This is a genomic window from Tropicibacter sp. Alg240-R139, assembly GCF_900537075.1.
Classification (GTDB): Bacteria; Pseudomonadota; Alphaproteobacteria; order Rhodobacterales; family Rhodobacteraceae; genus Falsiruegeria.
This window is the reverse complement of the sequence record NZ_UNRA01000004.1, coordinates 265,157-277,955: the sequence shown is the minus strand read 5'-3', so window position 1 is coordinate 277,955 and position 12,799 is coordinate 265,157. Positions and strand designations below refer to the sequence as shown.

The following is a 12,799-nucleotide window of genomic DNA, read 5'->3' as shown; positions in this document are numbered from 1 at the left end:
GGCTCTCAGTCGGCCCGGCTTAGCCTTGTTGCCCCGGCAGGGGTTCGGGCGTGGCACCCAAGGCCACAATCAACTGGCTTGCGCGCTGTTGCAAGTCAGTGGTTGCCTCGGAATCCTGCAAGATCGCCTGCAACCGGTCAATGGCTGCCGATGCGTCGCCTTCGGTCACATCGATCAAGGCCAATTGTTCTTCGGCCAAAAGGCGCAGCGGCGCGCCCGGTGCCGCCAATGCGCTGAACTGTTGACGACGGTCGGCCACGTCCAGGGTGTCGGCTTGCAGGGTCAACGCCTTGAAGGTGGCGATGTGGCGATAAATCTCGGGCAGTTCACCATTTGTGGCCACATTGTTCAGCCCTGCGACCGAGGCCGCCAATTGATCCGAATTGGCCTGTGCCGCCGAGGTCAGCATGTCAACCACGGCCTGACCGCCGGGAGAACCGGCCTCTATCGCTGCCAGGTTCGTTGCCCGGTCGGCGGCGTCATTGACGGCCAACGCGGCTATGATGTCATCACCCAAGCTCTGCGCACTTGCAGTGATCTGCGATTTGCGGAATTCGTTGAACGCTGCCCCACCGACAACGCCGACGACAACCACGGCTGCAATCCAACCGTAACGGCGCAGCAACAGATACATCCGGTCTCGGCGGACCTCTTCGGTCACCTCGTCAATGAAACTGTCCGTATCGCTCATCCCTGCCCCCTGGTGCATAGTGTTGAAGCCCCTCATACCGTGCCCCTCGCATCAAGCCAAGTGTTGGAAATGCGTCATTTGCCTGCCGTATGTGTGCTATAAGTAAAAAAAAGTGATCTGAACTGTTCGGTTCAGTATAGACATCGAGAAACCCAACCCCCATGTGGTGCCCAAGTGCCGACTGTGGCGCGTGGGACAGAACCGAGAATTTTCAGGAAGGCGCAACATGCGATTGATCCCTTTCATCACCGCGATTTTGGTAACAGCTGGGTTGTATCTGGCTGTGTTCGAGCGTGAGGCGTTGTTGGCCTTTGCTAAGGGCGACGCCGCACAGGCCCAGGATGCGGCACCTTCAGACGCGCCCGAGGACACATCCGAAGCGGTGGCACAGGCAAGCGAAAACGCTGTTGGCGTGGTTGCCCTGAAATCCGTTGCGCGTCAGATCGACAGCGCGGTGGTTCTGCGCGGCCAGACCCGAGCCATCCGGCAGGTAGAGGTGCGCGCCGAAACCTCTGCGATCGTTGTGTCAGAACCCAAGCGCAAAGGCGCCTTTGTCGAAGAAGGCGACTTGCTTTGCCAACTGGACACCGGCACCCGCGACGCCGTGCTGGCCGAAATGCACGCCCGCAAGCTTGAGGCTGAAAGCCGTGTTCCCGAAGCCCAAGCCCGCCTGGAAGAGGCCAAAGCCCGCCTGCTAGAGGCCGAAATCAACAACAATGCCGCGCAAAAGCTGTCCGAAGGCGGCTACGCCTCGGAAACCCGCCGCGTCGCCACCGAAGCCGCCGTAAGCTCGGCCGAAGCAGGCATCGAAAGCGCTAAGGCACAGCTGGAGGCAACAAGCGCCGGGATCGAAGCCGCCAGCGCTGCGGTGGCTGCAGCCGAACGCGAAATTGCGCGCTTGTCGATCACTGCGCCGTTCCGTGGCTTGCTGGAAAGCGACACCGCCGAGATTGGCAGCCTGATGCAACCCGGCACCCTGTGCGCCACGGTGATCCAGTTGAACCCCATCAAGCTTGTGGGCTTTGTCCCCGAAACCGAAGTAAACCGTGTGACCGTGGGCTCGCCCGCTGGCGCGCGCCTGGCCACAGGGCTTGAGGTGCAGGGGCGCGTGACCTTCCTCAGCCGTTCGGCGGATCCTACCACCCGCACGTTCGAGGTCGAGATCACCGTGCCCAACGACGAATTGCTGATCCGTGACGGCCAGACGGCCACCATCGGCGTCGCCTCGGACGGCACATTGGCGCATCTTCTGCCGCAATCTTCGCTGACGTTGAACAATGATGGTCAGCTGGGCGTGCGCGCGGTCGGGGCAAATAACATTGTTCAGTTCCATCCTGTTACACTGATCAAGGATCAGGCTGACGGCGTCTGGGTTGGCGGCTTGAGCGAGCGGACGGACGTGATCGTTGTGGGTCAGGAATTCGTTACCCAGGGCGTGCGTGTTGTGCCCACCTACCAGGAGGCCGCGCAATGACCGGTATCGTCGACTGGGCCGCGTCCCGGGCGCGGATGGTCATCGCCTTCATCATCATCTCGCTGGTGATTGGGGGCTATTCTTACGTGAACCTGCCCAAAGAGGGCGAGCCGGACATCGACATTCCGATGCTCTTTGTCTCGGCTCAATTTCCGGGGATTTCAGCCGAAGACAGTGAAAACCTGCTGATCAAGCCGATGGAAACCGAAATGGTGGACATCGACGGCCTAGACAAGATGACGGCCACCGCTGCGGAAAACTATGCCGGTGTGTTGCTCGAATTCGAATTCGGCTGGGACAAGTCCGCAACCATTGCCGATGTACGCGACGCGATGAACACAGCGCAGGGGAATTTCCCGGACGGTGCCGAACAATACACGATTACCGAAATCAATTTCTCGGAATTTCCGATCGTCATCATCAGCCTGACGGGTGATGTCCCCGAACGCACCATGGCGCGCATTGCCAAAGAGCTTCAGGACGACATCGAAGCACTTGATTCTGTGCTCGAAGCCGGGATCGCGGGCAATCGGGACGAAATGCTAGAGGTCGTGATCGACCCGCTGCGGCTTGAGGCGTACAACGTCACCGCCACTGAGCTGATTAATGTGGTGAACAACAATAACCAGCTGATCGCAGCCGGTGAAGTTGAAAGCGAACAGGGCACGTTCTCGGTCAAGATCCCGTCGTCGTTCAAGAAGGCCGAAGACGTCTATGGTCTGCCGGTCAAGGTCAACGGCGACCGCGTTGTGACCTTGGGCGAGCTAGCACAGATCAATTATACGTTTGAAGACCGCGCAGGCACTGCACGTTTTGACGGTGAATCGACCGTTGCTTTGCAAGTGGTAAAGCGCAAGGGCTACAACCTGATCGACACAGTGGATCAGGTCAAAGAAACGCTTGCACAATCGCAAACCGAATGGCCCGACGAGCTAAAAACCGCAATTCACGTCGACACATCAAATGACCAAAGTCGCGTTGTGGGTTCTATGGTCAGTCAGCTCGAAGGCTCGGTTCTGACAGCTGTGGCATTGGTGATGATCGTTGTTCTGGCCAGCCTTGGCAGCCGCGCTGCGTTGTTGGTTGGCTTTGCGATTCCGACCTCCTTCCTGTTGTGCTTTGCCTTTCTCGCTTTGATGGGCATCAGCGTTTCGAACATCGTGATGTTTGGCTTGATCCTGGCCGTGGGGATGCTGGTCGATGGCGCCATCGTTGTGGTGGAATACGCCGACAAGCGTATCAAGGACGGCATCGGCCCGATGCACGCTTATGTCGAGGCCGCCAAACGCATGTTCTGGCCGGTGATTTCGTCCACGGCAACAACGCTTTGCGCTTTCTTGCCGATGCTGTTCTGGCCCGGTGTTCCGGGTGAGTTCATGGGTATGTTGCCCGTGACCCTGATCTTTGTTCTGTCGGCCTCGCTGGTGGTTGCGCTGGTGTACCTTCCCGTCGTGGGCGGTGTATCGGGCCGCATCAGCCGCACGTTCACCTATGCATCAGATTGGCTGCGTGCGCGCACACCTTGGATTGTGCGCGCATTGCTGGTGCCACCATCGCTCTACGGGATGTTCTTGGGCGCGATGCAAATGCTGAACCCCGGTTACTTTCTGCCCGGCGGGTCGATTGCGGGTGCCTTGTTCTTTGTCCTTTCAGCGTTTGCCTCTTCGATCACGCTGAGCGCCGCCAAGGTCACATTTCAGGCGCGTCAGGTTCGCACCCAGACGGGGCACACCCCGTTTGGCCATGTGGTGAAGTTCCTCGTTGGCAACCCGATCATGCCGATCGTGTCGATCGCGGCCGTCTTTGCGGCGGTGTTCTATGTGGTTGCGGTCCTTTTCCCCGCCAACTCGCGCGGGGTTGAATTCTTTGTCGAAAACGAACCGGAACAGGCCACCACCTATGTGCGCGCACGGGGCAACCTGTCGCTGACCGAAAAGGACGAAATGGTCCGTCAGGTCGAAGACATCATTGCCGAGCATCCGGCGGTCATCAACGTCTTCTCCTTCGCGGGCGAAGGTGGCTTGGACACCGGCGGCCCCGGCGGCGGTCAGTCCCCTGCTGACACGGTTGGTCAGGTCCAGTTCGAAATGATCCCGTGGGAAAACCGCCCCACCGAGACCGAAACATGGTTCTATGGGTTGCTCACCCGCGAAGTCACCGCGACCGATTATGACGGCAACACGGTGATTGACGAGATCAACGTTGAACTGGCGAAACTGCCCGGTATCGTGGCCGAAATCGAGGCGCTGGAACAGGGCCCCGGATCAGCCAAACCCATTCACCTGCGCATCAAAGGCGATGATTGGGACCAGCTGGTCGCCAGCACCGAAGTGGCGCGTGCGCATTTCGACACGGTCCCCGGTCTGATCAAGATCGACGATACGCTGCCCCTGCCCGGCATCGATTGGGAAATCTCGGTCGACGTGGCCAAGGCCGGTCGCTATGGCGCCGATGTCGTGACCGTGGGCGCAATGGTGCAGCTGGTGACGCGCGGTATCCTGCTGGGTGAAATGCGCCCCAACAACAGCGACGAAGAGATCGAAATCCGCGTGCGCCTGCCCGACAACGACCGGGTGCTGTCGACGCTCGACACCCTGCGCGTACGCACGCCGGATGGCTTGGTGCCGCTGGCAAACTTCATCACTCGCAAACCGGTAGCGAAACTGTCAGAAATCAAACGCGTCGACCAGAAACGGTATTTCGACGTCAAATCGGATGTGGAACCGGGGCTGATCAGCCTGGAAGTTGCCGCCGACGACGGCAGCAACACCCGTCTGGCGGTCCTGCGCGCTGTGCCTGATGGAGATTCTGCCCAAGGGCCTGCCTTAGTAAACGCAACCGGCGCGGAATTTGATGTCGTTGCCTTTTTGGATGACGCTGACCTTGACACACTGACCACGGCCATCGACGACGGAGCGAAATTCGTACCGATCAACCCCAACGAACGCATCGGCGTGCTGACCGAATGGCTTGAGGCCAATCCCCTGCCCGCAGGTCTGGAATGGGAATGGACAGGCGATCAGGAAGAACAGGCCGAAAGCCAGGCCTTCCTGTCCAGCGCGTTTCTGGCGGCCTTGGGGCTGATGTTCGTGATCCTGTTGGCGCAATTCAACAGCTTCTACAACTCGGTCCTGGTTCTGTTGGCAGTGATCCTGTCGACCACCGGCGTCCTGATCGGAATGATGGTGATGCAACAACCCTTCTCGATCATCATGACCGGCACCGGCATCGTGGCGCTTGCGGGAATCGTGGTGAACAACAACATCGTTCTGATCGACACTTACCAGGAATACAGCCGCTACATGCCCCGGATCGAGGCGATCATTCGCACGGCCGAGGCGCGTATCCGTCCGGTTCTGCTGACCACCATCACTACGATGGCCGGTCTGACACCGATGATGTTCGGCCTGAGCCTGGACTTCATCGGCGGCGGCTATTCCATCGACAGCCCCACTGCGCTGTGGTGGAAGCAGCTGGCGACAGCGGTGGTCTTTGGCCTGGGCATCGCGACGGTTCTGACGCTGATCGTGACACCTTCGTTCCTGGCGCTGCGGGTCTGGTTCACGACCTACGCGGTCTGGATCGGTCGGCTGTTGGCCCGCGCCACCCGCGGTCGGTCCAGCAGGATTGCCCGCGACATGCGGTTGAACAAGTCAGCGAAAAAGCTGCAAGCGACCGAGATCATCTGGGATGACGCTCCGGTTTCAACACCAAAGCCCGACACCGAGACGGATGACACCCAGCCGACAATCGGAGCGCCCCTGCGCGCCGCCGAATAGATCGGATCGTTTGCTCATCAGAGCATCCATTGAATGGGCAACAACCCCATGATCCAAACCACCGTGCGGCTGAGCGCGGTGGTTTTTGGTTCTTTGGGGTAGATGTGATCTGCCCCATTCTGTTCGGTTTCAATCCAATGCAGTTCTCCGCTATCGCCCCGCTCGACCTTGTAGGCCCGTTCGGGCAACTGTCGGTCCAGCCCCCGCGCCATGTTCCCGGCCAACTCAGAACTGTCGATCAAAAAGCCCATTTCGGTGTTCAACCGGGCCGAGCGCGGATCGAAGTTGAACGACCCGACGAAAATATGCTGCCCGTCAATTTCAAACGTCTTCGCGTGCAGGCTGGTGTTCGATGAGCCCACCAAACCGAACTGTTCCAGAAGGTCAGGTTTAACCTGATTGGACTTCAGCTCATAAACCTCGACCCCGCCGTCGATCAAACGGTCTCGATAAGGCACATAGCCCGAGTGCACTGGCAGTACATCTGTCGCCTCTTGCGCGTTGGTCAGGGTGCGCACCCTGATCCCGTCCCCCGCCCACGTCGTCAGAACTTCGGTAAATCGGTTGCCGGGCACAAAATAGGCTGAGATTACGCTGACTTCGATTTCAGGATTGGGCAGCAGTTTGATCAGCCGCGTCATCATCAGATCATCCTCCTGCGCCGCCCCCTGCCCCTTGACCGGACTGTCACTGACCATCTGCATCGGCACCCAGTCAAAGCCGCGCGCATCGTCCAATAACTCCTCCATCAGGTTCGAGGCGCGGACGCTTTCGGCATAAGCCTCACCGCCCGGCAGCGCCTTGATCTGCGCTACCGAGGCATCCAGAATCCCCCCATCCACAGGCCGTGGCACCAGCACATCCGAGACTGGAACGGCCGAAGAGCTGGCCCAGTAAATGTCGAAATCAACCGACACATCCGCCGCCGCATCGCCGATGGCCACCACATCCATATCGAAATAATTCACCCCTTCGCTGCGCGAAAAATAGATGTCGCCCACGTTGCGCCCGCCGACCACGGTCGCAACCCCGTCCACGGTCAGGCTCTTGTTGTGCATCCGGCGATTGATCCGGCCAAAGTCCAGCGCATAACTCGCCATGCGCGGGCTGCGCAGCATGAAAGGGTTGAACAGACGTACCTCGATGTTTTCATGCGCGTCCATCTCGGCCAGTTCTGGGTCCAGATCAGGCGTGCCGTTGTCATCCAACAACAACCGCACCCGCACGCCCCGCTCTGCTGCGCGCTGAAGCGCGTCCAGCAACAACAGGCCGGTGATGTCTTTTTGCCAGATGTAGTAACGCACATCGAGGCTCTGCTCGGCGGCATCAATCAACAGAAGTCGCGCGGCAAAGGCCGCCGCCCCATCCTGCAAACCCGCCACCCCCGAAGTGCCCACGTGTTGTTCCATCAGCGGCAAGACAACCCCGCCCAATGTGGTGTCGGACCTTGCAGGCAACGCAGATGAATTCTCGCGACCCGGATCGTGAGGCACCGGGAAAAGCCACTGGAAGCCAAAGCTGGCGAAAACATAACAAAGCGTAGCAATGATCAGAAATCGCAGGGTTTTCAGCATTTAGGCCTCCGGGATGCAGATGCAATCCGGTTCAGCCTAGCCGCGCAAGTCGCCCCCGCGCAACCGCCCTTAAGCCGCGTCAGCGTCCGCCTGTTGTCGGTTCCAGAGCTGCGAATAGCGACCCTTGCGCGCCAACAGTTCATCATGGCTGCCCTGCTCGACGATTTCGCCCTTGTCCAGAACCACAATGCGGTCTGCTTCGGCGATGGTGCTCAGACGGTGTGCAATGGTGATCACCGAACGCCCCTCGCCCGCGCGTTCCAGCGCCTCTTTGATGTCCTGTTCGGTCTCGGTGTCAAGCGCGCTGGTCGCCTCGTCCAGCAACAGGATCGGCGGGTTCTTTAGCAAGGTGCGCGCGATGCCAACGCGCTGTTTCTCGCCGCCTGACAACTTCAGTCCACGTTCGCCGACCTTGGTGTCATAGCCTTCGGGCAACTCTTCGATGAACTCGTGAATTTGCGCAGCACGCGCGGCGGCCTCGACATCGTCTTGTGTGGCGTTTTCGCGACCGTAGGCGATGTTGTAGCGGATCGTGTCGTTAAACAGCACCGTGTCTTGCGGCACCACACCAATGACGTCGTGCAGGCTGGACAGTGTCACGTCGCGCACGTCCTGCCCGTCGATTTTTAGCGCCCCGCCAGTCACGTCATAGAACCGGAACAGCAGCCGCCCGATGGTGGATTTGCCCGACCCTGTCGAGCCAACAATGGCCACGGTCTTGCCCGCAGGCACGGTCAGCGACACGCCTTTCAGGATCTCGCGGTCGGGATCATAGCCGAACCGCACATTTTCCAACGTAATCTCTCCGCCGTTCACCTGCAGGGCCTTGGCGTTTGGTTTGTTCGACACTTCTGAGGGCTGTTCCAGCAGATCGAACATTTCGCCCATGTCCACAAGCGACTGACGAATCTCGCGATAGACGGTGCCCAAAAAGTTCAATGGTACGGTGATCTGGATCATATAGGCGTTGACCATGACAAAATCGCCTACCGTCAAACCACCCTTTTGCACACCGACTGCCGCCAGAACCATGACGCCCACCAGACCGGCAGTAATCAACAGCGACTGACCAAAATTCAGAAACGCCAGCGAATAGGACGTTTTCAATGCTGCGCGTGCATAGGCCCGCATCGAAGCATCGTAACGCATGGCCTCGCGCTCTTCGGCGCCGAAATACTTGACCGTTTCAAAGTTCAGCAGACTGTCGATCGCCTTTTGGTTCGCGTCCGTGTCCTGATCATTCATCTCACGCCGCAGTTTCACCCGCCACTCGGTCACGGCAAAGGTGAACCAGATATAAAGCGCGATGGTGACGGCGACGATCACCAGATACCAAACATCAAACAACCACAGCAGGATCACCGCGATCATCAACAGTTCCAGGATCAGCGGGCCGATGGAAAACAGCATAAAGCGCAGCAGGAATTCGACGCCTTTGACGCCACGTTCGATGATCCGGCTAAGGCCACCGGTCTTGCGTGTGATGTGGTAGCGCATCGACAATCGATGGATATGGCGGAAGGTTTCCAGCGCCAAAGCCCGCAGTGCGCGCTGCCCAACAGGGGCAAAGATCGCGTCTCGCAGCTGTTGAAAGCCCACGGTCATCATCCGCGCCACGCCATAGGCCACAGTCAGCCCCACGGCCCCAAGCGCCAAAGGCGGCACACCTTCGCCGGCCAGGCCGTCTACCGCGCCTTTGTAAAGGATCGGTGTGTAAACGGCGATGATCTTGGCAAACACCAGCATCACCAGGGCCAGAACGACCCGCCGTTTCACCCAAGCCTGGTCATCGGGCCACAAATAGGGGGCCACCCTGCGCAAGGTGCGCCAGCCCGAGCTGCGCTCGGCATCTGTTACGCTGTCATCAGAATGGGTTGGCGCACTGCGTCGCATGGCCTGCCTTTAATTTGTTTACGTCTGACATGTTGGCCCGAAGGGGCCGGAATGCAACGCTATTCGGGAATGTTGAACACCTGGCCGGGGTAAATCAGGTCGGGATTGCGAATTGCCCCTCGGTTGGCCTCGAACACTTTGACGTAAAGCACACCGTCGCCGTAGCGGGCGCGAGAGATCGCCCAAAGCGTATCGCCCTTTTGCACCGTTACCGCACGGATCGCAGGTGTTTCCGGCGCGATTCCCGGTTCGGCCGCCTTGGGCAGCAACACCTCAGGTGCCTCGCGTTTAAACGGGGTTTCCAAGCGGCTCAACACCACGTCTCCGGGGCCAAGCTCATCCACGCGCAGGGTGTAGATACCGGGGCTCACGTCATCCAGCTGACCCCGCCAACGGCCTTCGGTATCAGTGACGACATCCGAGACCGCGAGGTTGTTCAGATAAACCCGAACAAGCGCCCCTTGCGTGGCACGACCGGTCAGTTGCACATCCCCCGCGTCGGAATACCCGATGGTATCCAGCGCGATTTGAACCTTGGCGTCAGGCGTTGCGGGCGTCGGCGCTTGAACCAGCTCGACACCTTTTTCGTCAGATTTCAAGATCGCGACGGCACGCGGTTCTTCTTCGACCGCCTCCTCGGATTCTGAGGCAGTTTCATAAATCACAATTCCCGTTTCTGCGGCGGAAGCCTCCTCGGCCGCATTGGCCGCATTGGCCGCAACTTGAGCTGTAGAGTCCTCTGCACTTTCTTCAGACGGCGCGGCGGTGCTTTGGGCCAATTCTGTGTCTTGAACCGGCTCAGGATCTGCCGATTGTTCGGCCTCGGCCACTTGAACCGGCTCGGGTGCGCTGTCTTGCGTCTCTGCACTCTCACTGTCCGGAGCGTCGTCAACCGGTGTCGGATCTGCGGGTGCTTCGACTTCGGCCACTTGGCCCGCTTCTGCCGTATTTGCCGTCGTTTCGGGTTGCGGTTCTAGCGATGACGTCTCGACCTCTTGCTGAGGGTCAGTCTGCGCCGCCTCGGTTGCTGGCGCTTGTTCTTCAGGTTCCGCCACCGCCTCTGCCACCTGGACGGGCCGCGGTTTCGGCAATGCAGCCAACAAATAGTCGTCGGACTGCGCGGTTTGACCGTCCAACTCGGCGGTCAGGTTCAGCCCACGGGGTGCGTCGCTGAACGGTAGTGTCAGGAACAAGGCGAAAGCGCCACTTCGATCAACCTGAGCGCGCTCGATCTCTTGCCCATCCAGATGCACGGACAATTCGCTGCCGGGTGCGGCTTTGCCCGCAAGAACAGCCGAACCATCCGGCTCGATGCGAATGGTATCGAGCGACGGGGCTGCAAGCGGAGGTACAACCGGTTCAGGGGCGACCTCAGGCTCTGTTGTCGCCTCAGGATCGGCCTCGGTCGTCTGATTGGATTCGGTTTCTTCGGGCGCAGGATCGGCCTCAGGTTCCGCCGTCTCGCTTACGTCTTCAGCTGGCTCGGGATCAGAGGCTCCGACCGGCGCCGGTGCTTCGACGACTGGATCGGTTGCCTCGACGGCCTTGGCGGGTGCATCTTCCGGCTTGGTGTCAACAACAACAACTTGTTCGACTTCTGGCGCAGGTGTCAAAACCCCTGAAAAATAAAGCCCTGCTGCTCCGGCAACGGCAACGCCGCCTGCCACAACGACCCATCCAAGGGCACTTAGCCCCCCAGCTCCGGCACTCGCTGCCATGTTCTTCCTTCCCCATCCACGGCGCATGACCCGGGCCCCATCCCGAACCATCAACCGCGTAGTTGAGCCAGCCTAGCAATCCCGCTATCAGGGGGCAAAACGCATGTTTCATTCCCACTGAAAGGCCAGCCATGACTGTCAAATCCGTCTGTGTGTATTGCGGATCGCGCTTCGGAGCAATGCCTGCGTATTCACAGGCCGCTGAAACCTTTGGCACGTTGCTCGCCAACGAGGGTTGGCGGCTGGTCTACGGCGCGGGCGATGTGGGGCTGATGGGGGCGGTTGCACGCGCTGCACAAGCGGCTGGCGGCGACACGTTTGGCGTGATCCCCACCCATCTGCTGAATCGCGAAGTGGGCAAGACCGACCTCACCAGCTTTGTCGTGACCGAGACGATGCACGAGCGCAAGAAGGTGATGATCATGAACGCCGATGCGGTGGTCGTGCTGCCCGGCGGCCCAGGATCACTGGACGAGTTTTTCGAAGCACTCACCTGGCGTCAGTTGGGCCTGCATGAAAAGCCGATCCTGGTGATGAACGTGGACGGCTATTGGGACACGCTGCGTGATCTGATGAATCACACTATGGATCAGGGCTTTGCCGATGCATCGCTTGGGGACTTCATTACATGGGTTGACGATCCCGAGGCCACGGTGGCGGCTTTGCGCATGGCCCTCTCCTGACGCAAAGCCGAGACCGAAAACACCGCCAGAGCGACCCAGATCAGCGGAAAGGCGATGGCGTGCCATTCTGAGAATGGCTCGCCAAAAACCACCACGGCACACAGGAATTGCAGCGTTGGGTTGATGTACTGCAATAACCCGATCGTCGACAGTGCCACCCGACGCGCAGCGTAGCTGAACAAAATCAGCGGCACCGCCGTCAGTGGCCCCGACAGCATCAAAAGCAAGCTGGTGCCCAGATCCGACCCAAAGCTCCCCTGCCCCTGCAGATGGAACCAGCCCATCACCATCAGCCACAGTGGCAACACCAAAAGAACCTCGGCTGTGACCGAAACGACTGGCCCCAATGCAAGCCCCTTCTTGATCGCTCCATATAGCGCAAAAGTGGTCGAGATGATCAACGCAATCCACGGCGCCACGCCCAGACCCCAGGTCAGGATCACCACGGCCATCGCCGCCAATCCCACCGCCAACCACTGTCCCAGGGCCAACTGTTCCGAAAACCAAATACGGGCAATCACCACAGCGATGAGCGGAAAGATATAATACCCCAGCGACGCTTCGGTGGCTTTTCCGATCTGGATCGACAGGATGAAGCAGAACCAGTTCGTTGCCACCATAAGTGAGGCCATTGCAATCAACGCCACTTGTTTGCGCCCCCGCAGGACTTTGCGCAGATCTGACAAGCGTCCCTGCACGGCCAGTAGCACCACAAAGAAGATCACCGCCCACAGGGTGCGATGAGAAAGCAGCTCGGCCGGGGGCACATGCTCCAGCAGCTTATAATACAGCGGCGACAGGCCCCACACCAAGCAGGATGTAATCATGGCCAGTATCCCGCGCAGTGTGTCGCTCATGGCCTACCCTCTTCAGATTTACAGCTCCCGGTGTGACCGTTGGTGAGCGACTTGGCAAGAACCGTCATTGAAAGAGAAACCTGGGCGACACGTCACTTCAAAACGGCTGCACAACACGCAACCTTGTCAA

Annotated in this window: 8 protein-coding genes; 3 read left to right on the top strand and 5 right to left on the bottom strand. The window is 59.4% G+C overall.

Annotation, left to right across the window (positions count from 1 at the left end; all coding sequences use genetic code 11):
- Positions 1-19 precede the first annotated feature (19 nt).
- Entirely contained in the window at positions 20-691 is a 672-nt protein-coding gene (locus tag G6R15_RS17030) for a hypothetical protein (protein WP_164661179.1), read from the bottom strand.
- Positions 692-917: 226 nt separating this feature from the next.
- On the opposite strand from G6R15_RS17030, the gene G6R15_RS17025 reads away from it, so the two are divergent.
- Positions 918-2,165 (top strand): efflux RND transporter periplasmic adaptor subunit, encoded by a 1,248-nt coding sequence (locus tag G6R15_RS17025; RefSeq protein WP_164661178.1) that lies wholly within the window; start codon positions 918-920, stop codon positions 2,163-2,165.
- Positions 2,162-5,944 (top strand): efflux RND transporter permease subunit, encoded by a 3,783-nt coding sequence (locus G6R15_RS17020; RefSeq protein WP_164661177.1) that lies wholly within the window; start codon positions 2,162-2,164, stop codon positions 5,942-5,944. The genes G6R15_RS17025 and G6R15_RS17020 overlap by 4 nt, the downstream gene beginning before the upstream one ends.
- Positions 5,945-5,961: 17 nt before the next feature.
- On the opposite strand, the gene G6R15_RS17015 is transcribed toward G6R15_RS17020, so the two are convergent.
- From G6R15_RS17015 to G6R15_RS17005, 3 genes are all read right to left on the bottom strand, one after another.
- A complete protein-coding gene (locus G6R15_RS17015; RefSeq protein ID WP_164661176.1) occupies positions 5,962-7,518 on the bottom strand; it encodes a phospholipase D family protein in 1,557 nt (518 codons plus the stop codon).
- 69 nt (positions 7,519-7,587) lie between these two features.
- Positions 7,588-9,411: an ABC transporter ATP-binding protein/permease gene (locus G6R15_RS17010; protein WP_164661175.1), complete on the bottom strand. Its 1,824-nt coding sequence runs from the start codon at positions 9,409-9,411 to the stop codon at positions 7,588-7,590.
- Positions 9,412-9,470: 59 nt separating this feature from the next.
- Positions 9,471-11,129, bottom strand: coding sequence for a LysM peptidoglycan-binding domain-containing protein (locus G6R15_RS17005; protein ID WP_164661174.1), 1,659 nt, complete (start codon positions 11,127-11,129; stop codon positions 9,471-9,473).
- Between the two features lie 131 nt (positions 11,130-11,260).
- On the opposite strand from G6R15_RS17005, the gene G6R15_RS17000 reads away from it, so the two are divergent.
- Positions 11,261-11,812 carry a TIGR00730 family Rossman fold protein gene (locus G6R15_RS17000; protein WP_164661173.1) on the top strand — a complete coding sequence of 184 codons (552 nt, stop codon included), beginning with the start codon at positions 11,261-11,263 and terminating at the stop codon, positions 11,810-11,812.
- Here G6R15_RS17000 and rarD read toward each other — a convergent pair.
- A complete protein-coding gene (gene rarD, locus G6R15_RS16995) occupies positions 11,719-12,669 on the bottom strand; it encodes an EamA family transporter RarD (protein ID WP_164661172.1) in 951 nt (316 codons plus the stop codon). The genes G6R15_RS17000 and rarD overlap by 94 nt on opposite strands.
- Between the last annotated feature and the right edge of the window lie 130 nt (positions 12,670-12,799).